Source organism: Dysgonomonas sp. GY75 (assembly GCF_015234155.1).
Lineage (GTDB): Bacteria > Bacteroidota > Bacteroidia > Bacteroidales > Dysgonomonadaceae > Dysgonomonas > Dysgonomonas gadei.
Map to the genome: position 1 here is coordinate 1 of NZ_JADCLQ010000066.1, position 24,057 is coordinate 24,057.

Below are 24,057 nucleotides of genomic sequence, written 5' to 3' on the forward strand. Positions count from 1 at the left end.
TTTTAGTTTTTATGGTTATAGTTTTTGCTAAACCACATTGTCTAAATCTAAACTCTTAAGCGGGATTACCTTTGAAAAGTATCACCAATTATTTTACCTTCTGTGGTTTAAGCCATGCTGTTCATGGGGTTCGAAACACCATTGTAAACTTCGGCCTGGGCTGCAAAAACTCACGCAAGGTAAGCATCCAGGACGTTTCTTCATTATTTTAATCCGGAGCGCCGGATTGGTATGCTGTTCACTGAAACGTTGCCAATTCTCGGGTTTGCCCTAAAAAATAGTAGGAACATATTTTCATTTTTACAAAAAAATGAATGTGCATGGTGTTAAGACGTAATAAAATTAGTTATTCAGATGTCAATATGTTTATATAAATGACCAATATTCAAGATAGATTTATATTTTTGTAAAACAATTTTAATCTGCCTAATTTAACGATAGATATACCCTATGAAGAAAAACATTTTTAAACTGAAAACAAAGCAACTGAAAGAAATTGCCCAATCACTCCAAACCAAAGTAGAAAACGGTCTTGGTAAAGACAATACCGAAATACAATGTATTCCTACTTACATCAATCCCAAAACATCGGGAATAGAAGGTTCGGCATTGGTACTCGACTTAGGAGGAACCAACTATCGTGTTGCCACAATTGATTTTGTAGACGGAAAGGCATCTATACATCCCGAAAACGGATGGAAAAAAGATTTGTCCGTAATGAAAACTCCGGGCTTCACTGAAGCAGACCTGTTCAAAGAGCAGGCTGATCCAATCGGTGAAATAAAAATGGAAGGAAAGATGCCCATCGGCTATTGCTTCTCATACCCGGCTGAATCTATGCTCAATGGAGATGCTTCCCTTATCCGTTGGACCAAAGGAGTGGACATCAAAGAAATGCTGGGAAAACCTGTAGGTCAGCCACTTCGTGATTATCTAAACAAGGAAAACGGTGATAAGTTTACCGAAGTAAAAGTAATAAACGATACTGTAGCCAGTCTTTTTGCCGGTCTTACCGACAGTAGCTACGATGCCTATATCGGATTGATAGTAGGTACGGGTACAAATATGGCTACATTTATCCGTCCTGATAAAATAAAGAAACTGAATCCTGAATATAAGGGAGAGGGCTTGATTCCTGTAAATCTGGAATCAGGCAATTTCTATCCGCCGCACCTGACAGTGATAGATGATAAAGTAGATGCCTGTTCGGACAGCAAGGGAGCGCAACGCTTCGAAAAAGCGGTATCAGGCATGTATTTGGGTGAAATCCTTAAATCGGTTTTTCCTTGTGATGAATTTGAAGAAAGATTTGATGCTCAGAAACTGACTAACATCATGAATTATCCTGATATTCATAAGAAAAGATATGTAGATGTATCGCGCTGGATATATAAACGCTCGGCTCAATTGGTAGCCGCGTCGCTTGCCGGATTGGTGATGGTACTTGTATCGCATGACAAATCTATAAAGAAAATTCATCTGGTAGCTGAAGGCAGCCTCTTCTGGAGTGAAGACCGTAAAGGGAAGAACTACAAAGACCTGGTGTCGGAAGAACTTCGCAAACTGTTGATAGAATTTAACCTAAGCGATGTAAATGTTCATATCAGTAAGATGAAGAATGCCAACCTGATAGGATCGGCAATTGCAGCTTTATCCTGATTCAATTGAAAGTCCAAATATATTGCAGGATGCTGAAGGTCACTTCAGTATCCTGTTTTTTATTTATTATAAATCTTATTTTCAATCAGATATTCATATTCTCCAACTGGTAAAAAACTTCGGATATCTTTATTTTCCTTTATTGCATTTCTAATAAAGGTAGAAGATATTTCAATCAACGGGGCATTTACTTTTCGTACATTTTCGGGCAGATTATCATCAGATTTACTATCTTTTCTTGGATAAATCAATATAGGAACTTCCTTCTTTATCTGTTCGCTCCGATACCAATAATGAAAGTTTGTCCAATTATCTTCACCTAATAATAAAACAAATTCACGGTCGGAATGCTGCTCTTTCAATGCGATTATTGTATTTATCGTATAATAAGGCGGGGATAATTGTAACTCTATATCACAAGGGCGTATATGTTGATACCGGAAACAAAAACGCGTTAAAATATCCAATCGTATTGCAACATCTGCCATATCGGAACTCTTTTCAGAGGGGCAACGCGGAGTAACAACCATCCAGACTTCATCCAGGTTCTCGAATGCACACATATAATCGGCGATCATAATATGTCCCATATGTAAAGGGTTGAATGACCCGCACATGATACCTGTCTGTATTTTTTCACCAGTTTCTTTCCGCATAAATAATACTATTATAATCGCAACAGAAACAAATGTATAAATCTTATAATGAAAAAGAAAGAGTTAAATCAGTTTTATGCATCATCTTCTTCAAATTGAAAATCATCGGCACATAATTCTTCGAGAGCAATAGCTAATTTTACATATGGACTGTCCATTTTTTCGGAGGACTTCATTTTCAGGTTTTTCTTGTTATCTTGTCTTTTATTGTCTTTTTTATATTTATCGTCACTCATCTTCGTATTATTTCAAATGTTAAATCATCTATTTATTTAGACGAATGAAACAGGAAAATATTTTAGATACAATGCATTTATTTTTATGAATAATGTAAATATTTTTAATAAATATATAATGACTTTGTGGTGATAATAAATATTTCTCCTGCTATATCTCTCTGTCACTAATTGTTTGTTTCTTTTTCCTACCTTTGCAGCTCTAAAAAATAAAAAGGTAAATTTAGATGTTAATTGTAGATAGTTTAAAGGTAGAATTAGGCGACAGGGTATTATTCGATAATATCAGCTATATAATAAACGATAAAGATAAAATAGCTTTAGTCGGTAAAAACGGAGCAGGGAAAAGCACTATGCTCAAAATACTGGCCGGAGTGAATACACATTATAAAGGCTCGGTAACAGGCCCCGACGGGGTAACGGTAGGGTATTTACCTCAGGTCATGAAAATCACCGATGAGCGCACGGTAAGGGAGGAAGCCTCTTTGGCATTCTCTCACATTTTCGATTTGCAAGCCAATATAGAAGATATGAACAGGCAATTGGAAACCCGTACCGACTACGAATCAGATGATTATGCCAAACTGATCGACGACTTTACCCATGCGCATGAACGTCTGGCTATGGTAGAGGGTATCAGCTTCGAAGGGGAAGTGGAGAAGGCATTGCTTGGGCTTGGCTTTAAGCGTACCGACCTGGACCGTATGACGAGTGAATTCAGTGGCGGATGGCGTATGCGTATCGAACTGGCGAAACTTCTGTTACGGAATCCTGATGTAATGTTGCTAGATGAGCCGACCAACCATCTCGATATAGAGTCTATCGGGTGGCTCGAAGACTTTATCAATACTCAGGCTAAAGCTGTTGTACTTATCTCTCACGACAGGGCGTTTATAGATGCTGTTACCACACGTACGATAGAACTTACTATGGGACGTATTTACGACTATAAAGTCAATTACTCCAAATATGTGGAACTTCGTCAAGAGCGCCGCCAGCAACAAATACATGCTTGGGAAGCCCAGCAAAAGCAGATTGCCGAAATAGAGGAATTTATCGAACGCTTCCGCGCGCAGGCAGCTAAAGCCGTTTTGGTTCAGAGCCGTATCCGCCAATTGGAAAAAATGGAGCGGGTAGAGATTGACGAAGAAGATAAATCTCAGATACGCATCCGTTTTCAACCGGCTACACGCTCGGGTAATTACCCGCTCACGGTGGATATGATGACAAAGAAATATGATGATTATCTGGTATTCGAGAATGCCAACCTAATGATAGAACGAGGTGAAAAAATAGCTCTGGCCGGGAAGAACGGAGAAGGTAAATCAACATTTGTAAAATGTGTGATGGAAGAAACACCGTATGAAGGTAACATTATGCTGGGCCACAATGTAGAAATCGGATACTTTGCTCAGAATCAAGCTGATCTATTGGATGAAGACCTTACCGTTTTTGAGACTATAGACCGTGTTGCTGAGGGGGATATCCGCACACAGATACGCAATATACTAGGTGCGTTCATGTTCAACAGGGACGATTCCGAGAAAAAAGTCAAAGTACTTTCGGGGGGAGAGCGCACAAGATTGGCTATGATAAAATTATTACTCGAACCCGTCAACCTCCTTATTCTAGACGAACCGACCAACCATCTGGATCTGAAGACCAAAGAGGTTTTGAAAAATGCATTATTGGATTATGACGGTACAGTTATATTAGTTTCGCACGACCGTGATTTTCTTGACGGACTGGTGACTAAAGTGTTTGAATTTTCGGATAAGAAGGTAAGGGAGCATATCGGAGGTATAAAAGATTTTCTGGCGAAGAAAAAGGCTTTAACATCTTAAACTGTTGTTTTTCGGACTATTTTATTTATTTTTGCTCAAACTCATTTTTTTTCTAAAACTACTAAATTTTAACTTAACATGAAAAGAATCTTATTTTCTTTACTAACTGTACTGTTCGTTCTGACTTCTTGCGGTCCTGATGCTGTAAAATTCAACGACGCTATTGCCAAAGCAAATGTGGCGATCACAGAGGTGAGTGTTTCTTATGACGGAGACCTGACTAATGCAATTAACAATGAGGACTTTGCCTCCATTGCAGCGAAAACCGACAGCGCCTTGTCTAAAATAGATGCAGAGATAACAATTGTAAAAGCGCTGGATGTTCCTAAAGGTGGTGACAAATTTAAAGAAGCCGCTCTGAAAACATATGAGAGCCTCAGAGGAGTAGTCGAAGCCGGAAAAGGTTTTGCGACTTTGACCAAGGAATCTGCAATCGAAGATGTAAATAAATTGCAGGAAACATATCAGGCAAGAGTGGATGAATATTCAAAGTCATTCCAGGAATTAGCTGTAGCTCAGGCGCAATATGCAGCAGAAGCAGGTTATCAGGTGAAAAAGTAAATTACTTATAGATATAAAAAAAGGATGCTCTATCGAAGAGCATCCTTTTTTTATGGCAACCGGAATCCGGTTAACATTTATTCTTAATAATCATTACTTCGATGATAGAAATAGCTGTTTTCTCGTCTACTGCTAATGCTTCGGCAAGTTGATTAATAATATCCTTTTCATCATCTTCGAGTACCCCGTCGGCAAGAGCGATATCTACAGCACATGCGAACGCTGTCATTTTCAGATCATCACCCAGGCCATCTTTTGCAGCATCAACTAATGCTCCGGGACCTTCTTTTTTCAGCTTGGAAAACAATTTGTCAAATAATTTATCGAATGCCGGACCCGAAAAATTGTCATAGATACGAAGACGTCTGATGTAAGTCACGATACTGTTCCATTCCTGTGTAGATACTGAACCGTCTGCGCCTGCTACAGCTAATGCTACTGCTGCGAAAGACTCTTGTTGTGTAAATTTCTCATCTCCGCTCGGTGCCGATTTAAACACCTTGTCAAATAAACCCATAGTTTTTAATTTAGTTTGTTAATAAAGTTTTATATCAATAAAATATTACTGATGAACAAATATAATCCATTTTATGAAGAATGCAACATTTATGTCTGACATTTAGGCAAATTTTCATTTAGTATAATAACAATACACTGATATATAATGCCGTAATATTGGCAAGGTTTTTTTTAGGTTCATTCTTACATTTATTTTATAACTTTGCCCTGATTTTTATTAATTAAAAAACAAAAGATATGTCTACATACACCGAGGATAACCGCAAGGTTACAACACGCCGCCTGATAGAAATGAAACAACGTGGTGAAAAGATTTCAATGCTCACAGCTTACGATTACTCTATGGCATCTATTCTGGATCAGGCCGGACTGGATGTTATTCTTGTAGGCGACTCAGCTTCCAACGTAATGGTGGGTAATATTACCACTTTACCTATGACAATCGATCAGATGATATACCATGGACGGTCGGTGATGAACGGCGCAAAACGTGCTTTGGTTATCGTCGACATGCCTTTCGGTACAGTATCGGGTAATCCGCTTAAATCACTGGAATATGCTATCAGGATGATGAAAGAGACAGGAGCAGATGCTTTGAAAATCGAAGGAGGTGAAGAAGTGATCCCCGACATAAAGAAGATTATAGATGCAGGTATCCCTGTAATGGGACATCTCGGTCTGATGCCGCAATCTATTAATAAATACGGCACATACAATGTACGGGCAAAAGACAATGCAGAAGCGGACAAGCTTATAAAAGATGCTCTCCTTCTTCAGGAAGTAGGCTGTTTTGGCATGGTATTGGAGAAAATACCAGCCGAATTGACCAAAACAGTAAGTTCACAGCTTACAATACCAACTATAGGTATTGGCGCGGGTCCACATGCAGATGGACAGGTACTTGTAGTACACGATATGCTGGGTATCAATAAAAATTTCTCTCCTAAATTCCTACGCCGTTATGCCGACCTGCATACAGTGATGACAGAGGCCGTTCAAGGATATATAAAGGATGTGAAGTCTACCGATTTCCCTAACGATAACGAAAGTTATTAAATTTTATCTATATATCAGCTGGCTATCTTTGGTTGTCAGTTGGTAGTTCTTGCACGTATTAAGTTAAAGTAATAAGAAAAAACTTGCAAATAAAAATAGTCTAAAAAGTGTCAGGTTTGTCAAGTTTTGAGAAATTAACAAGTAGAAAAAGGTGTTACCTTTGTTACTTTTTAAAGAAGGAGATGTTTCGCAGCACTTAGCATGACAAAATAATTATTAATTGTTCATTATTAATTGTTCATTCTTAATTATTAATTGTTTTCCGTTACTTCTGTTACTTTTTAACTATATACAGTTAATAAATACTTTTTTTTTCTTGTAACTCTATAAAACATGAAAGTCTGTATAGCCGAAAAACCGAGTGTAGCACGTGAAATAGCTGGAATACTGGGGGCAAACGCCCGTAGGGACGGATATTTTGAGGGCAACGGCTATCAGGTAACATGGACATTCGGACATTTCTGTACGCTCAAAGAACCGCACGAATATGCCCCCCAGTGGAAACAGTGGTCACTAGACTTACTGCCTATGATTCCACCCCGTTTCGGTATCAGGCTTATCGAAAACGAAGGGGTGAAAAAACAGTTTGCCGTAATAGAAAAACTGATGTCTGAAGCTGATGAAGTAATCAACTGCGGTGATGCCGGACAAGAAGGTGAACTTATTCAGCGATGGGTAATGCAGAAAGCGCAGAATAAAGCTCCGGTAAAGCGTTTGTGGATATCTTCACTGACAGAAGACTCTATTCGCGAAGGGTTCAATAATCTGAAAGATCAGACCGCATTCGATAAACTTTATGAAGCAGGATTGTCCCGGGCCATCGGTGACTGGCTACTGGGAATGAACGCAACACGGCTATATACTGTAAAATACGGTCAAAACCGCTCCGTATTGTCCATAGGAAGGGTACAAACCCCTACCCTGGCATTGATTGTAAACCGTCAGCTTGAAATAGAAAACTTCAAACCCGAACCGTATTGGGAACTGAAAACAGTATATAGGGAAACGACATTTTCAGCGACTAAAGGCCGTTTTACTTTGAAGGAAGAAGGAGAAAAGTTTCTTGAAGAAATAAAGCTGTCTGAATTTGAAGTAACGGACGTTACCACAAAGAACGGTGAAGAATTGGCCCCCCGCCTGTTCGATCTCACAGCTTTACAGGTGGAATGCAATAAGAAATTCGCTTTCTCAGCAGAAGATACGTTGAAAACGATACAATCGCTATATGAGAAGAAACTAACTACTTACCCCCGCGTAGATACCACTTATCTGAGCGACGACATGTATCCGAAGGTACCCGCTATACTGAGAGGCTTAGCGGGGTATGAGGAATTGGTTAAGCCGGTACTGGCATTGCCTAAAATACCAAAATCAAAAAAGGTATTCGATAACAGCAAGGTCACCGACCACCATGCCATCATACCTACAGGAGTAAGGGCCAACGCCATATCGGCCGAAGAGCGCAAAGTGTACGACCTTATTACCCGTCGTTTTATTGCAGCATTCTACCCGAATTGTAAGATTTCCACCACTACCGTATTGGGCGAAGCTGCCAAAGTGGAATTTAAGGTAACAGGCAAGCAAATACTAGAACCCGGATGGCGTGTGGTATTCGAAAGGCCTGCCAATAACCCGAATAACCCTAATCAGGAAGAAGAGGAAACAGACAAGGAAGATGATAATATACTCCCTCCGTTCGTAAAAGGTGAAAAAGGCCCGCATGAGCCTGCACTGAACGAAAAGTGGACACAACCGCCCAAGTATTACACCGAAGCAACCCTGCTGCGGGCGATGGAAACCGCAGGTAAGTTGGTAGAAGACGATGAACTGCGTGATGCCCTGAAAGAGAACGGTATAGGACGCCCGTCGACCCGTGCCGCTATAATAGAAACATTATTTAAACGTAACTATATCCGTAAGGAACGGAAAAACCTCTATGCTACGCAGACTGGTGTGGAACTGATAGGCACAATTAAGGAAGAACTGTTGAAATCGGCAGAGCTTACCGGACTTTGGGAAAAGAAACTCCGCCAAATAGAGAAGAGTGAATACGATCCTCGCCAGTTTATCGACGAACTGAAACAGATGCTTACCGAGATTGTAACCAATGTAAAAAGTGACTGGGGTAGCCGGATAACAATAGAAGCGGCAGTGAAAGAGGAAGCCGAGAAACCAAAACAAAAAGCACCAAAAGAGAAAAAGCCTGCCTCGGAACGCAAACCGAGAGTAAAAAAGGAAAAAACGGAAAAAGCAGTTCAAACAGAATCCGTACAGCAGCCACTTCTTTGTCCCCTATGTAAAAAAGGGACGGTATTGAAAGGAAAAACGGCTTATGGCTGTTCGGAATGGAAAGCCGGATGTACATTCAGGCTGACATTCGATGAAGTGGGTGAAAATCTGACTGACGAGGAATTAAAAAAAATATTATATAAATGAAAAAGGTCTTGTGTGTGTTTTTGATGAGTATAGCGCTGTCTGTGCATGCACAGACTAATTGTAGCGCAGATGAATGGATAAAGGATTTTGTATTGGAAGCCGAAACCGTTTCTCCTGAGCCGGGTTTCCTTGACGATCTTGATTTTTCTCCCTTGTGGCTCGATAGTCAGACATGTTATCTAGGATATATAGGAAATGACTATCAACGCTTGTATATCAATTTTACAGATATAGAACGTACCTCGGCAAACACCTATCATGTTAAAGGCAATTCGAAAGTAAAAACAAACATTTGCGACTTTGAAGGTACAATAAAAATTACAGGTATCAGGGAATACAAAAATATCGATGTGGATGCAGACGAAGAAGTGGAAACACAACCTGTCAGCCAGGGGTATATTATGGCTGATTTTTCTTTCAGCGAAAATAAGGAACAAAAAAATAGTGGTATATTTTCAGGTAAGCTGATTACTTACTGGTATATAGATGAAGATGGAAATCTTTTGTATGACGATCTGATGTCCGATGCTGACGGTTATTGTAACAACCAGTTCCTTGGTACATGGTCCAGTTATAATCCTGCTATAAAATCGTCGAAACGTTGTGCATGGGGACATTACAGGATTCCTTGTTCCGATGATCTGGATATAGGTGCTGCTGAATTCTCTGTTGATTCCAAGTATATTAAAAACGGATGGGAAACAATTGTGGAGTATGACTATTGTGCAGAATAAAATAATTTACCGGACATAATCTTTCGACATATTTTCGATTATATAGAGTTTACCCTGCCCTCTGAAATGGGAAGCTAAAATATAAAAAAAGCCTGCAAAATACTTGCAGGCTGTATTATCAAAGTAGGAACAATATTATTCCCTGTCCTGGAATTTATAGTCAGCTAATAATTCCTGAAGGCGTTTTCTGGCGAAGAAAATACGGCTCTTTACAGTACCTATAGGCAGGCTTAATTGCTGAGCTATTTCTTCGTATTTAAATCCTGTAACATGCATTGAGAAAGGAACTTTATACTCATCTGAAAAGCTGTTTATTACTCTGGATATTTCAGATACAGTATACGCACCTTCCGGTGTATCGAATCCCGAATCCTGAGGCATATTCAGATGATATAAATTCTCTGTTTGATCGATCATTGTTTGGCTGCGAACCACACGGCGATAGTTGTTTACAAATATATTATGCATTATAGTAAACACCCAACCTTTAAAATTAACATTTTCGTAATACTTCTCCCTGTTATCCAAAGCCCTCAGAGTTGTTTCCTGCAACAGATCTTTAGCTTCTTCTCTATTTGATGTAAGGGTTAGCGCAAAATTCATCATATTGTTCTGTAAGTCTATCAACTTATCTTCAAAACCTTTATTATTTTTATCTAGTGTTGCCATCGTTTATTAAGTATTAAGTTGGCGAAATATAGTCTAATTTATTTTATAGTTGCAGCAGGCATTTCATATTTTCCTGTTGTTAAAACAAAGGTAAATACTTTTTTTCATCTTAGTTAAAAATTAGTTTATTTGTTAAATAAAAATGTTAATTACTGAAATTTACATTTTTAATTATTTGATAATCAGAAAACTAAAAAACAATCTGAGAGAGTTTATGTATTATAAATAATTTCTATTAACTAAAAATGTATATAAATAATACTTTTAGGCCTCCGACAAAATGTCACTACGAAAATTTTTGGCACTTATTTTGTCCCCTCATACTACAAAAACAAATATACGAATTTAAATATTAATAATATGCAACAAAATGGTAAAATTGGGGTTACAACTGAGAATATTTTCCCAATTATAAAGAAATTTTTATATAGTGATCATGAAATTTTTCTTCGTGAACTAGTTTCTAATGCCGTAGATGCCTCCCAAAAGTTAAAAACATACGCTTCTTTAGGAGAATTCAAAGGTGAGCTAGGAAATCTTTCAGTAAAAGTTAAAATAGATAAGGATAACGGAACACTTACAATATCCGACAATGGTATTGGTATGACAAATGAAGAGATAGATAAGTATATAAATCAAATTGCGTTCTCTTCAGCAAACGAATTCCTTGATAAATATAAGAAAGATGCCAATTCCATAATTGGTCATTTTGGCCTTGGGTTCTATTCGTCTTTTATGGTGTCCAAAAAAGTGGAGATTATCACCAGATCATTTAAAGAAGGAGCAGAAGCTGTTAAATGGAGTTGCGACGGCTCGCCGGAATACACTATAGAAGCTATAGAAAAAGCTGAGCGGGGTACAGACATTATATTATATATAGATGACGAAAACAAAAATTTCCTTGAACAGGGAGAGATTGATAAATTACTAAAAAAATATTGCCGTTTCCTACCTGTACCAATTGTTTTTGGTAAAAAAACAGAATGGAAAGACGGAAAATCAGTCGAAACGGAAGAAGATAATATAATAAATGATACCAATCCGCTTTGGACACGCAAACCTGCAGATCTGAAAGACGAAGATTATAAAAAATTCTATCAGGAACTTTATCCATTTTCTGACGAGCCCATGTTCTGGATACACCTGAATGTAGACTACCCGTTCAAACTGACAGGTGTGCTTTATTTTCCGCAAATAAAGAGCAATGTGGACATGAACCGTAACAAGATTCAGCTTTATAGCAATCAGGTATTCGTTACCGATTCGGTAGAAGGTATTGTTCCGGAATTTCTAACATTGATGTACGGGGTTCTTGATTCTCCGGATATTCCGCTCAACGTTTCACGTTCTTACCTGCAAAGTGACCAGAATGTGAAGAAAATATCGAATCATATTACTAAAAAAGTAGCTGATCGCCTTGAAGAAATATTCAAAAATGACCGCTCACGGTTTGAAGAAAGATGGGATAGCCTGAAAATATTTATAGAATATGGCATGCTCACAGACGATAAGTTCTATGAACGTGCACAGAAAATATGCCTATTAAAGAATACGGATGCCAAAGCATTTACATTCGAAGAATACAAGACATTGATCTCATCTAGCCAAACAGATAAAGGCGGTAACCTTATATATTTATATGCAAGCAATAAGGACGAACAATATTCTTATATCAATACGGCTAAAGACAAAGGTTATGATGTGATTCTTTTCGACGGGCAACTCGATGTGCATATGGCCGGTATGCTGGAACAAAAATTCGAAAAAAGTAAGTTTGTCAGGGTAGATGCCGACACTATCGACAACCTTATTCAGAAAGAAGACAGCAAAGAGGTTAATCTGACCGACAAGCAGAAAGAAGAGTTGAACGAAGCCTTCACATCCCAACTTCCAAAGATAGAGAAAACTGAATTTATCGTAGATTATAAGGCTTTGGATGAAAAGGATCAGCCAATCCAGATAACTCAAAACGAATTTATGCGCCGGATGAAAGAAATGTCCGCTATGCAAACCGGTATGGGATTTTATGGAGAGATGCCTAACAGCTACAATCTGGTATTGAATGTAGAACATCCGTTAATCAAAAAAATCATGGTTGATATTGATGGCAAAGACAAGGAAGCTGTAAGTTTGTACACTACCCAGAGCACAAATATACGTCAACTGATAGATCTTGCCCTCTTATCTAACGGTATGCTCAAAGGGGAAGCATTAAATAACTTTGTGAAAAGAAATATGGAAAATATCTGACAAGCCAGATATTATATAGATACAAGAAAGGCTTCGAATGAAACATTCGAAGCCTTTCTTCTGTTTGTAAATAAGTAATTAATTGTTCAATATGAACAATATCAATTTATAATTCCCAATTTAGCCTTCACCTGCCCGTTAGCATCTTTAGCATCAGCTCCTATATGGAGTAAAGCGCCTGAGTTGAAGATATAAGTATAACCATTTTCTTCTCCAACATCTTTTATTGCTTTCATCAATTTCTGTTGCAATGGAGCCAGAAGTGTTTGTTGTTCTTTTTCCAGTTCCTGTTGGCTATTATTTGAAAACACACGATATCTTTCCTGAAAATCCATCATTTGTTTTTGTCTGTCTTCAGCAATTGCCTGCGTTATACTATCGGTAGGGGTCTTTCCATACCTTTCAAGCATCTGATTGTATTCGGTTTGCATAGCAGTCAGGCTCTTTTTTACAGCCTCGTTTTTTGTCGATAGTTTTGTCTCTACATCTTTTAATTCCGGCATTTTAGAAAAAACTTCGTCAACATTGACATATGCAAGTTTACTTTGAGCAAAAAAAGTCAAAGGTAAAAGCAGGAATAATGTAAAAAATAAAGGTTTCATAGTGGATGTTTTAAGTAAATAATGAAATATATATTTCCGCAAATGTAAGATACTTTTCTAAATTAACTTATCAATTTGAAATCAATAAATCTAAGTTTACACATTATTAATAATTGTGTTTATTTGTGTGATAATTCAGTATAATTCCGACTTATTTATTAAAAATCATTATTTTGATTGGACTGTCACCACTTTTTTTTCATACTCATCGTTCCTATTTTATAAGTTGAAGGAATATAAAATAGTTAGGGGCAGAAAGAGTTAAACTGCATATCTATTTTTTATATCTTTGCAGGAAATAAATAAACAAACTTGTGATCTTAATCGCAGAAAGTGGCTCTACAAAAACCGAATGGTGTTTGGTAGACAGGGAAGGCATCGCAGCCCATTTCCTGTCGGATGGTATTAATCCCTTTTTTCAGTCACGGAAAGAGATTAGCCGTCTGATTCGGATACAGCTTCCCCAAATATTTTTCAGGGCGAAGTTTAATACCATTTATTTTTATGGCGCGGGGTGCTCTTCCCCTGAAAAAAAAGGTATTGTAAAAGCATCTTTTGAGGCGCAATTCAGAACTCCTGCCGTGATAGAGAGTGACCTCTTGGGATCGGCCAGAGCATTATTTCAGGATAAGGCCGGAATAGCCTGTATATTAGGTACAGGCTCCAATTCATGTTTTTATGATGGGACTGACATAATAAAAAACATCAAATCGCTTGGGTATATTCTCGGCGACGAAGGTAGCGGCGCTTCGATGGGAAAAACATTCGTTGCCGATTGCCTGAAAGGGCTTGCTCCTGCAATGCTAGCGGAATTATTCTACGAAAAATATAAGATCACCCCCGACGAGATAATAGACTATGTATACACAAAACCCTTTCCAAACAAACTACTGTCCGTCATGTCTTATTTCTTATACGATCATATGGACGACCCGTATGTAAAAAATCTGGTATATCGCAACCTACGTTCCTTCTTCGAAAGAAATATCCTGCAATACGATTACACGGAGTATCCTGTCAGAGTAGTAGGGACTATTGCCAATATGTATGCAGATATTATCAGGGAGATAGCCGACGAACTTAATATTCATATAGATATAATAATCGAGAATCCTATCAAAGGCTTAATAGAATATCATAAGAGTGATAAATATTTGTGAAAATATGTATCTAACATATAATAAATATTAATTGAATTATAATTTAACACCTCGCATCGTCTTATTTGAGATATAGAATATAAATTTGTGATAAGTGATTCACGACCTTAAAAGAATGCTGAAAAGGATTTATTAATCTATATACACAACAACCTGTCTATCGGTTATATAAAACATTGGTATCACTGGATTCTAATTTCAACAGATCAAATTATAACTTGTAACTAATATATAACAATAAAACCGGCATAAAAATGAAAATCAATTGTTTTATACCTTTCCAAAGCGCCGAACAGGCTAAAAATACAGTTATCACCCTGAAACAATCATCACTGTCAAACAAAATTTATTTGTTAACAGACAATGATACCAAAGATAAAATAAATGGCTGTGAAACAATCGGCATTGATTCTCTACGTTCAACGGCCATGATAAAAAAGATTGCAGCAAAAGCGGATACTGATTATACATTGATTTACACCAAATCAGCCGACCTTCGCCTAGGCATGTTTGCCCTTGACCGCATGTTGCAGATAATCAAAGATTCAGATGCCGGATTTGTTTATGCCGACCATTATCAGGTAATGGGCGAAGAAAAGAAAAACAATCCTCTTATCGCTTATCAGAAAGGTAGCCTGAGAGACGATTTCAATTTCGGATCCCTTATATTATATAAAACAAGCGAATTGAAAAAAGCTGTGGATAAGATGGATAAAGAATACAAATTCGCCGGAATTTACGACTTACGCCTGAAAGTATCCCAAGCTGCCAACCTGGTCCACATTAATGAATATTTATATACCGAAATAGAGAACGACACGCGTAAAAGCGGTGAAAAGATATTCGATTACGTAGATCCTAAAAACCGTGAGGTACAAATAGAGATGGAAGATGCCTGCACAGACCATCTGAAGAAAATCGGCGGCTATCTGGCTCCAAAATTCAGGAAAGTTGAATTTAATAAATTTGATTTCGAATATGAAGCATCTGTCATTATTCCGGTCCGTAACCGTATACGAACTATCGGAGACGCTATAAAATCGGTTCTGAATCAGAAGACCAACTTCAAATTTAACCTCATCGTTATAGACAATTACTCTACAGACGGAACAACTGAAGCCATTGATAAATTTGCTTCCGACAATCGTTTGATACATATTATACCCGAAAATAAAGAATTGGGAATAGGCGGCTGCTGGAATGCGGGCGTACATCACCCTAATTGTGGTAAATTCGCTGTACAGCTCGACAGCGATGATGTATATTCGGACGAGAATACACTGCAAAAAATAGTGGATGCTTTCTACGAACAGAATTGTGCGATGGTAGTAGGCACATATATGCTCACCGACTTCGATATGAAGATGATACCACCGGGTATTATCGATCACAAGGAATGGACTCCGGAAAACGGCCGCAATAATGCATTGCGTATCAACGGACTTGGCGCTCCCCGCGTATTCTATACTCCTGTACTAAGGGAGATAAAGGTTCCGAACACCAGCTACGGAGAAGATTATGCCTTAGGCTTGCATTTTTCACGGGAATACCAGATTGGACGTATTTATGACGTTCTATATCTGTGCCGCCGCTGGGACGATAATTCAGATGCTTCGCTCGATATAGTAAAGATGAATAACCACAATACCTATAAAGACAGGATCCGCACATGGGAACTGGAAGCACGTATAGCTTTGAATAAAAAATAAAAAACATGACTGCATTTTCTCTCAAGATAAGGGAGTTATTCCATTCTCAACTCGAAAAATGGGAACTCGCCCGGACAAATTATAAGGCTTTAGAAAAAGTGAAGTCCAAAGATTTTTCTTTTGGCTGTTTTTCAGTCAGGGTACAGTTCAATCCCGCACGTATCTTGTCATCTGCAGCAAAAGTAGACGCAAAGTCTATTCAGGAAAGAAAATGCTTTCTTTGCCCGCAGAATTTACCTGTAGAGCAAGAAGGCGTTCAATTTGGCACGGACTATCAGATATTGGTGAACCCCTACCCTATTTTTCCCGAACATTTCACCATTCCGACATATAACCATTTAGACCAACTGATACTGAACCGCTATGGAGATATGCTCGATCTGGCTAAATGCCTCAGTGAATATACCTTGTTTTACAATGGCCCTAAATGTGGTGCATCTGCTCCCGACCATGCCCATTTTCAGGCAGGAATAAAAGGGTTTCTCCCCATCGAGAAAGACATTTGGAGTATAGCCAAAGAGGAGATCTATAAATCGGAAGGCCTAACCGTATATGTTGTAAAGGAGTATCTTCGCAATTTCTTTTTGCTGGAGGCCACAAATAAAGACGATGCTGTTATCTTTTTCAAAAAACTATATGCTTTACTAGACTGGAACGAAGGAGATAAAGAACCTATGATGAATATTCTCTGCTGGTATGAGAACGAAAAGTATTACAGTTGTATATTCCCGCGCGAAAAACATCGCCCGCCCTGTTTCTTTGCCGAAGGAGAAGATAATTTACTTATTAGTCCGGCAGCTGTAGATTTAGGTGGTGTATTTATCACGCCATTAGAAAAAGATTATGACAAGATAACCGCTAGAGACATTGAAGGCATCCTGAAAGAAATATGCATCAGTGATGAGAAGATACAAGCCATTTGTAAATTAATGAAAAATGAAGAATGAAGAATGATAAATTATATGAGATACGAGTAGCTAACTGCTCTCTGTCGCCAGCGCATTTTTCACTCTTCACTTTTCACCTATAACTTTAAACTGATATGGAACCGGAAGTAAGTGTGGGCATTTTGTGGAACAAGGAAATATCCTTCGTACTCGACAGGCAATATATCTGTCAGAAAAATGAAGTTACAGGCAAGCAATCCGTATCTTGCAAGTATGGACTAATATCCTGGAACGACAGTTTTTACAGGGAATTACTCTTTATTCCTAATGATAACGAAGCATCATTCATGCTAAAAGAGGTAACTATCGGAATCAACTTTCACTGGGAACGAAAAGAAGACCAGCGGTTTCAGGGTGCATTGAAACTGATAGTGGAAAATAATGAAATCACAGCTATCAATATACTCAAAATAGAAGATTATCTTACCAGCGTCATTTCGTCTGAAATGAGTGCGACTGCTTCTCTGGAATTACTAAAAGCACATGCAGTTATATCCCGGAGCTGGCTGTTGGCCCAGATCGAGAAAAATAAGGAGATTGTTGCAAACAAAGAAAAATATAACACCTTCACTGAAACCGAAGATGAAATTATCCGCTGGTACGACCGCGAAGACCATCTTAACTTTGATGTCTGTGCTGACGACCATTGCCAGCGATATCAGGGTATAACCCGCGCCTCGGCGAATATCGAAATTGTAAGAGAGGCAATCCTTAAGACACGGGGACAGGTATTGATGTCGGAAACTAAAATATGTGATGCACGCTTTTCGAAATGCTGCGGCGGAGTGGTGGAAGAATTCCAGAATTGCTGGGAGGATATAAAATATCCCTATCTGGTAAAATTACGGGACAGTGAAAATAGTACGGATATTCCCGATCTTACCATGGAACAAGAATCTATAAAATGGATAGAATCGCGCCCTGCTGCATTTTGTAATACACAGGATAAAAAAATACTGGGACAGGTATTGAATAATTATGACCAGGAAACGACAGACTTCTATCGTTGGCAGGTCACATATTCACAAGATGAAATATCAACCCTGATTCATAAACGTTCCGGTATCGACTTCGGCACTATTCACGAACTCATCCCTATCGAAAGAGGAACTTCAGGCCGTCTGATAAAGCTGAAGATCGTAGGGTCTAAAAAGACAATGATCATAGGTAAAGAACTGGAGATACGCCGTACTCTGTCCACATCACATCTTTACAGTTCGGCTTTTATTATAGATAAAACGGACAATAGTTTCACCCTCACAGGTGCAGGTTGGGGACACGGCGTAGGGCTTTGCCAGATAGGAGCAGCAGTGATGGGAGAAGAAGGATATTCTTATGATAAAATATTACTGCATTATTATGTGGGTGCAAGAATAGAAAAAAGTTATGAGTAGGAAGTAGGAAGGTTAAAAACGAAACCGAATATAGATGAAAAACAACAAAAAATCGCCTTGGGCATGGATTCCGACGCTATATTTAGCCGAAGGATTGCCATACGTCGCCGTGCAAACGATATCCATCATTATGTACAAACGGATGGGTATTTCAAACACGGATATAGCACTTTACACGAGTTGGCTGTATCTGCCGTGGGTTATAAAATTCCTATGGAGTCCGTTTGTAGATTTGTTAAAAACAAAGCGTTGGTGGATTGTAACTATGCAACTTCTCATCGGTGCAGGATTTGCAGGCATTGCATTTACTATACCCGTTCCTTTTTTCTTTCAGGCTACTCTGGCCATCTTTGCCCTATTGGCATTCAGTTCCGCCACACACGATATTGCCGCCGACGGTTTTTATATGCTGGGACTCGATACGAATCAGCAGGCCAAATATGTAGGTATTAGAAGTACCTTCTACCGCATAGCAACGGTATTCGGACAGGGAATCCTGATCATTCTTGCCGGCTTCCTCGAAAGCAGCACCGGCTGCGAACCCGTAAGAATAAATATAGACGCATCCCCACAGTATACTCAGTCTACATTATATATCCCCCAGATTCAGAATATTGCTCCTCAGGATGGAGAAATTCACTTTATAGTTCACAACGACAATCTGCAAATAGGAACACATGGCGTAAACAAAGACAGCCTGAAAATATTTCTCGACAGCATATCTACTCTGAACCTGAATAATGGCTTTGTTACAAAAAACGAAGAAACAAAAAAGGATAATGACGGATGGTGGAAAACGAATATATCCAAACCTCTTGGCAACTGGATAAAAGACACATTTGGAGAGAAAAGATATGTAGCCAAATCGGAACGTGTAGGCAATGTAGCAGTAGCAATTGTCAGCCTATCCCAAAAGCCTGAACAAGGAAAGGATATGGTGTTGAATACAACGATGAACAGAGGGGATAAAAGTATCGCCCTTATAGAAGGTGACCGTTTATCTTTCAACGAAAATAACTGGGATAAGCCTGCATATATGGTATTTCAGGTCGACTCCAAGCTGGCAGCAAACAGTTCTGTGGAATATAAAGGATTATCAGGTAATATTCCGTTTGCATGGTCTATTACATTCCTTGTTCTGGCAGGCCTGTTCGTCTTCTTTGGTTTCTATCATAAAATAATGCTGCCAAAACCCGATTCGGATAAGCCGCATACGCATGTAACTGCAAAATCAATATTTGAAGAATTCGGTATCACATTCGCCACTTTTTTCAAAAAGCCGCAGGTATGGACAGCGATATTTTTCATGCTTACATTCCGGTTCTCGGAAGCACAGGTAATAAAACTGATCAATCCATTTCTCCTCGACCCTAAAGATGTGGGAGGACTCGGACTCACCACAGGAGAAGTCGGTCTGGTATATGGTACGGTAGGCATCATAGGGCTTACTCTGGGCGGGATAATCGGAGGTTTTATTGCAGCGCGTGGCGGTCTTAAAAAATGGCTATGGCCTATGACACTAAGTATGCTGCTGACTATAGCAACATTCCTGTATCTTAGTTTCTCGCAAACGGACAATCTGCTTATAATCAACATATGTGTATTTATAGAGCAATTTGGTTACGGGTTTGGATTCACCGCATATATGCTTTATCTGATGTATTTCTCCGAAGGGAAGCATAAAACAGCACACTATGCATTCTGTACGGGACTAATGGCTGCCGGAATGATGCTTCCGGGCATGTTTGCCGGATGGTTACAGGAGCAGTTAGGGTACAATCATTTCTTTATCTGGGTGATGATATGTAGTATAATTCCTATTATCGCTGTATCATTATTGAAAATAGATCCTGACTACGGAAAAGCAAAAGGCGAAGTAAAAGAAAAGAATTAGTATAATAATAGAGTTAACCTTTTTCTAATAGGTGATTGATAGGTAAAACGGCTTTTGGCGTTCCCTTTATTTATAAAGCCGTTTTACTTTTATCATTCGTAAACATCTATCAACAAAGTATTCATAATTTAATTTACTATTATGAAAAAAATATTTCTGATATTGGCAGCTATATCAATAATCCCTGCCTTATGTTTCGCTCAAAAAATAAGAATAAAAACTGGCATTGAAGTTCTGAAAGATCAAAACTTTAAAATACTGGAAGGGAAACGCGTAGGTCTGATTACAAACCCTACAGGAGTCGATAACAATATGAAGTCTGTTATTGATGTACTCTATGAGGCCCCGAATATAAATCTGACAGCACTTTTTGCTCCTGAACACGGAGTACGAGGCGACAGGCATGCCGGAGACTATGTAGAAACCGTCACCGACCCCAAAACCGGGCTTACGGTTTATTCCCTTCATGGTAAAACACGCAAAGCGACACCCGATATGCTGAAAGATATCGATGTTCTTGTATATGACATACAGGATATAGGCAGCCGTTCGTTCACATACATCAGCACAATGGGGCTGGCTATGGAAGCAGCCGCAGAAAACAATATCGAATTTATCGTCCTAGACAGGCCCAATCCTCTGGGTGGACAAAAGGTAGAAGGCTGTCTGGTAGAAGACGGCTTTATATCATTTGTGAGCCAGTTCAAAATACCATATGTATATGGACTAACCTGCGGAGAACTGGCATTGCTGCTCAATGGGGAAAATATGTTGAAAGGCAAATGCAAGCTACAGGTAGTAAAAATGAAAGGCTGGAAACGAAAAATGACTTATGACCAAACAGGCCTGCAATGGATACCATCATCACCTCACATTCCCCAGCCGGTTTCTGCTATATTTTATCCGGTTTCGGGCATATTGGGAGAACTGGGATATATGTCTATCGGTGTAGGGTATACAATCCCTTTTCAGATGTTTGCAACAGAGTGGATCGACGCTGACGATTTAGCGGGAAACCTGAATCGTTTACGACTACCCGGTGTACATTTCCGACCTATACACTTAAAACCATTCTATTCGGTAGGACAAGGCAAACTATATCAAGGGGTGCAGGTGCATATAATGGATTACGAAAAGGCAAGATTGTCCGAAATACAATTCTACGTTATGCAGGAAGTAGCTAAGTTATATCCGGACAAAGCTGTATTCAACAATGCTGACCAAAAGCGTTTCAGGATGTTCGACCAGGTTGCGGGAAGTGATTATATCAGATTGACCTTCGCAAAAAATAACAGCTTCGACGATATTAAAGATTTTTGGTATAAAGACACAGAGGCTTTCAAACGGCTATCAAAAAAGTATTATTTATATAAATAAAGTAGACAGATATCAATATTTACATATCTTATATCGACAAATAATCTTTTATTTTATAGCATTTTTATTATCTTTGTTGAAATAGTTAATTATTTTATTTAATACCAAAGCCCTAATTTAATGAAACCAAAAATTAAAAACTTTATTGCATCATGTGCTATCTTGTCCATAGCATTGACTTCCTGCAACAGTACACAACCCGAAAACACTTTATCGGAAAAGGAAAAAGCCGAAGGATGGCAATTGCTATTTGACGGAAAGACAATGGCCGGATGGAAAGACTATAACGGTACAACTCTTACGCAGCCGTGGCATGTAGTTGAAGGTTGTATCCAGGCCAAAGGCGATGGCAGCGATGCCAGCGGTTATATTGTAACTGATAAGCAATACGAAAACTTCGAACTTTCATGGGACTGGAAGCTATCTAAAGGCGGCAACAGCGGTATGTTGTACCATGTGGTAGAACGCCCTCAATATAGTGTACCTTATGTTACAGGCCCCGAATACCAATTGATAGATGCCCCTAATTTCCCCGACAAACTGGAAGACTGGCAAAATATGGGTGCAGATTATGCGATGCATATTCCTGATACATCTCTGATGAAAGTAAACCCACAGGGAGAATGGAACAATTCTAGAATTGTATTCGACAATGGGCATGTTGAACATTGGCTCAATGGTGTAAAGATAATTGAATTTGAGGCATGGACCGACGACTGGTATGCGCGTAAGAACAGCGGCAAATGGCACAATGCGCCGGAATACGGACTGGCTAAAAAAGGTGTGCTATGCCTGCAAGATCACGGATATCCGGCATCGTTCCGCAATATCAAGATAAAAGAGCTTCCCCGCAAGACAAAAGAGGTGACACTCTTTAATGGTACAGACCTTACAAGATGGGATGTATACGGAACCGAAAAATGGTATGTACAGGACGGGCTGTTAGTTTGCGAAAGTGGCCCGGACAAACAATACGGCTACTTAGCCACACGCGAATATTATGATGATTTCGACCTGACTGTCGAATTTAAGCAGGAAGCCGACGGAAACTCCGGCGTATTTATCCGCTCTTTTATAGAAAAGGATGTGAAAGTAAACGGATGGCAAGTAGAAGTAGCTCCTAAAGGTCATGGTACAGGCGGTATTTATGAATCTTACGGACGCGGATGGATCATAGAAGCTCCAAAAGAAAAAGATAATGTGCTAAAAGTCGGAGACTGGAACACAATGCGCATTCTGGTTCAGGGAGATAAAGTTACTACCTGGCTCAACGGTGAAGAAATAGTAAATCTCGTGGACGAAAAAATCGGACAGGGACAAGGGCGTATTGCGCTCCAAATACACGATGGTGGAGGAATTAAAGTATTGTGGCGCAATCTGAAGCTGAAAACACTATAATAAAAAACACTACTTTTTCTGCAATAGCTTTTCATATTGTACCATATACTAAAAAGGGTTACCCGCTTAGGTAACCCTTTGATTTATTTATATGACCGTAATGATATTTATTATTTCTGGCAAGATGGACAATAATACACTGTACCCCCCAGATATGCTTCTTTCACAATTTCGCCTCCACAATTAGGACAAGGTCGCTTATACGTATTTTTGGAGAGAAGGCATTTATATCCTCCAAAATTGCCATAGAAGTCCTTTTCTGTATCGCGCCCTCCTTTATCGGTCATGCTTTGCAATGTAACCTTCAGACAATGAAACAGGTCTCCCCTTTCAAAATCGGAAATAGTTGATATTTTTCGCTTCGGATGAAGCCCTGCCTTAAACAGTATATCCTGCAATACGCCGTTGCCCAGCCCCGGTATGCGTTGTTCGGTAGCCAGCAAGGCTTTTACTGACATATCTTTTTTCACGTTGCTGAATATGCTATCGAAATACTGCCTGTCAAACTTATCTGCCAGAGGAGAAATACTATTGAGGCTGTTGCGATGATAGAAGTTGTCCATTTCACCTTTATATGCATAGATGGCGCCATACATAGACACGGTGAAAGCCATAAAGCTTTTATCGTCGAACTCTATCAATAACTGATGCTTGACGGGATGGCTTTCGAAAGAAGGATAGTATTTCAGATTTGTGCCATCACCTATGGAGATTTTCACATCTTCGTCGCAAAGTATATCTAAAAAAGCTCCATGCCCTCTTACCCCCTCAATCTCTCGTCCGACAAGTATATCGGGATACAAGAGTGGATCGCCATTATACCATGTAAACTTATGCGGACTAGTAGCCTGTACAACCTTTACTATCCGCTTCCCTGCCAGAATTGTTTCGGCCTGACGGCTGATTGTATTTGATTCGGGTATCTCAATCATGATCTCTAGATTTATATTCCACGA

Annotated in this window: 20 protein-coding genes; 14 read left to right on the forward strand and 6 right to left on the reverse strand. The window is 39.0% G+C overall.

Annotated features, from left to right (window positions below; all coding sequences use genetic code 11):
* Positions 1 to 450 precede the first annotated feature (450 nt).
* Positions 451 to 1,659 (forward strand): hexokinase family protein, encoded by a 1,209-nt coding sequence (locus IR083_RS23485; RefSeq protein WP_194226142.1) that lies wholly within the window; start codon positions 451 to 453, stop codon positions 1,657 to 1,659.
* Between the two features lie 59 nt (positions 1,660 to 1,718).
* Here IR083_RS23485 and nadD read toward each other — a convergent pair whose 3' ends face one another.
* Both nadD and IR083_RS23495 read right to left on the reverse strand, forming a co-directional pair.
* Positions 1,719 to 2,315 (reverse strand): nicotinate (nicotinamide) nucleotide adenylyltransferase, encoded by a 597-nt coding sequence (gene nadD, locus IR083_RS23490; RefSeq protein ID WP_006799299.1) that lies wholly within the window; start codon positions 2,313 to 2,315, stop codon positions 1,719 to 1,721.
* A 74-nt stretch (positions 2,316 to 2,389) separates the two neighbouring features.
* Positions 2,390 to 2,551 (reverse strand): hypothetical protein, encoded by a 162-nt coding sequence (locus tag IR083_RS23495; RefSeq protein ID WP_006799300.1) that lies wholly within the window; start codon positions 2,549 to 2,551, stop codon positions 2,390 to 2,392.
* A gap of 227 nt (positions 2,552 to 2,778) precedes the next feature.
* Here IR083_RS23495 and IR083_RS23500 point away from each other — a divergent pair, with 227 nt between their 5' ends.
* Entirely contained in the window at positions 2,779 to 4,395 is a 1,617-nt protein-coding gene (locus tag IR083_RS23500) for an ABC-F family ATP-binding cassette domain-containing protein (protein WP_194226143.1), read from the forward strand.
* Positions 4,396 to 4,473: 78 nt separating this feature from the next.
* Positions 4,474 to 4,956: a hypothetical protein gene (locus IR083_RS23505; RefSeq protein ID WP_194226144.1), complete on the forward strand. Its 483-nt coding sequence runs from the start codon at positions 4,474 to 4,476 to the stop codon at positions 4,954 to 4,956.
* 70 nt (positions 4,957 to 5,026) lie between these two features.
* Here IR083_RS23505 and IR083_RS23510 read toward each other — a convergent pair whose 3' ends face one another.
* Positions 5,027 to 5,473, reverse strand: coding sequence for a tellurite resistance TerB family protein (locus IR083_RS23510; protein WP_006799303.1), 447 nt, complete (start codon positions 5,471 to 5,473; stop codon positions 5,027 to 5,029).
* Positions 5,474 to 5,712: 239 nt separating this feature from the next.
* Between IR083_RS23510 and panB the strand changes: the two genes are divergently transcribed.
* The 3 genes from panB to IR083_RS23525 all read left to right on the forward strand — a co-directional run bounded on the left by panB (position 5,713) and on the right by IR083_RS23525 (position 9,701).
* On the forward strand, positions 5,713 to 6,531 hold the full coding sequence (gene panB / locus IR083_RS23515; protein ID WP_194226145.1) for a 3-methyl-2-oxobutanoate hydroxymethyltransferase: 819 nt from the start codon (positions 5,713 to 5,715) through the stop codon (positions 6,529 to 6,531).
* Positions 6,532 to 6,864: 333 nt separating this feature from the next.
* A complete protein-coding gene (locus IR083_RS23520) occupies positions 6,865 to 8,967 on the forward strand; it encodes a DNA topoisomerase 3 (RefSeq protein ID WP_194226146.1) in 2,103 nt (700 codons plus the stop codon).
* Complete coding sequence (locus tag IR083_RS23525; RefSeq protein ID WP_194226147.1) at positions 8,964 to 9,701, forward strand: hypothetical protein; 738 nt, start codon at positions 8,964 to 8,966, stop codon at positions 9,699 to 9,701. The genes IR083_RS23520 and IR083_RS23525 overlap by 4 nt, the downstream gene beginning before the upstream one ends.
* A gap of 135 nt (positions 9,702 to 9,836) precedes the next feature.
* Here the strand turns inward: IR083_RS23525 and IR083_RS23530 are convergent, their stop codons facing one another.
* Positions 9,837 to 10,370: an RNA polymerase sigma factor gene (locus IR083_RS23530; RefSeq protein ID WP_006799307.1), complete on the reverse strand. Its 534-nt coding sequence runs from the start codon at positions 10,368 to 10,370 to the stop codon at positions 9,837 to 9,839.
* A gap of 360 nt (positions 10,371 to 10,730) precedes the next feature.
* On the opposite strand from IR083_RS23530, the gene htpG reads away from it, so the two are divergent.
* The gene (htpG, locus tag IR083_RS23535) at positions 10,731 to 12,620 is read left to right on the forward strand and encodes a molecular chaperone HtpG (RefSeq protein ID WP_194226148.1); all 1,890 of its coding nucleotides are present in this window, start codon (positions 10,731 to 10,733) and stop codon (positions 12,618 to 12,620) included.
* 101 nt (positions 12,621 to 12,721) lie between these two features.
* Here htpG and IR083_RS23540 read toward each other — a convergent pair whose 3' ends face one another.
* On the reverse strand, positions 12,722 to 13,222 hold the full coding sequence (locus IR083_RS23540; RefSeq protein WP_194226149.1) for an OmpH family outer membrane protein: 501 nt from the start codon (positions 13,220 to 13,222) through the stop codon (positions 12,722 to 12,724).
* Positions 13,223 to 13,536: 314 nt separating this feature from the next.
* Here IR083_RS23540 and IR083_RS23545 point away from each other — a divergent pair, with 314 nt between their 5' ends.
* From IR083_RS23545 to IR083_RS23575, 7 genes are all read left to right on the forward strand, one after another.
* Positions 13,537 to 14,382: a hypothetical protein gene (locus IR083_RS23545; protein WP_006799310.1), complete on the forward strand. Its 846-nt coding sequence runs from the start codon at positions 13,537 to 13,539 to the stop codon at positions 14,380 to 14,382.
* A 254-nt stretch (positions 14,383 to 14,636) separates the two neighbouring features.
* Complete coding sequence (locus IR083_RS23550) at positions 14,637 to 16,091, forward strand: glycosyltransferase family 2 protein (RefSeq protein ID WP_194226150.1); 1,455 nt, start codon at positions 14,637 to 14,639, stop codon at positions 16,089 to 16,091.
* A 5-nt stretch (positions 16,092 to 16,096) separates the two neighbouring features.
* Positions 16,097 to 17,038, forward strand: a complete 942-nt coding sequence (locus IR083_RS23555) for a DUF4922 domain-containing protein (RefSeq protein ID WP_194226151.1) — start codon at positions 16,097 to 16,099, stop codon at positions 17,036 to 17,038.
* Between the two features lie 95 nt (positions 17,039 to 17,133).
* Complete coding sequence (locus IR083_RS23560; RefSeq protein WP_194226152.1) at positions 17,134 to 18,432, forward strand: SpoIID/LytB domain-containing protein; 1,299 nt, start codon at positions 17,134 to 17,136, stop codon at positions 18,430 to 18,432.
* 34 nt (positions 18,433 to 18,466) lie between these two features.
* Complete coding sequence (locus tag IR083_RS23565) at positions 18,467 to 20,326, forward strand: MFS transporter (protein ID WP_194226153.1); 1,860 nt, start codon at positions 18,467 to 18,469, stop codon at positions 20,324 to 20,326.
* Between the two features lie 141 nt (positions 20,327 to 20,467).
* Positions 20,468 to 21,703: an exo-beta-N-acetylmuramidase NamZ domain-containing protein gene (locus IR083_RS23570; RefSeq protein ID WP_194226154.1), complete on the forward strand. Its 1,236-nt coding sequence runs from the start codon at positions 20,468 to 20,470 to the stop codon at positions 21,701 to 21,703.
* Positions 21,704 to 21,823: 120 nt separating this feature from the next.
* Entirely contained in the window at positions 21,824 to 23,101 is a 1,278-nt protein-coding gene (locus IR083_RS23575; RefSeq protein WP_194226155.1) for a DUF1080 domain-containing protein, read from the forward strand.
* A 110-nt stretch (positions 23,102 to 23,211) separates the two neighbouring features.
* Here IR083_RS23575 and IR083_RS23580 read toward each other — a convergent pair whose 3' ends face one another.
* Complete coding sequence (locus IR083_RS23580; RefSeq protein WP_194226156.1) at positions 23,212 to 24,033, reverse strand: endonuclease VIII; 822 nt, start codon at positions 24,031 to 24,033, stop codon at positions 23,212 to 23,214.
* Positions 24,034 to 24,057 lie beyond the last annotated feature (24 nt).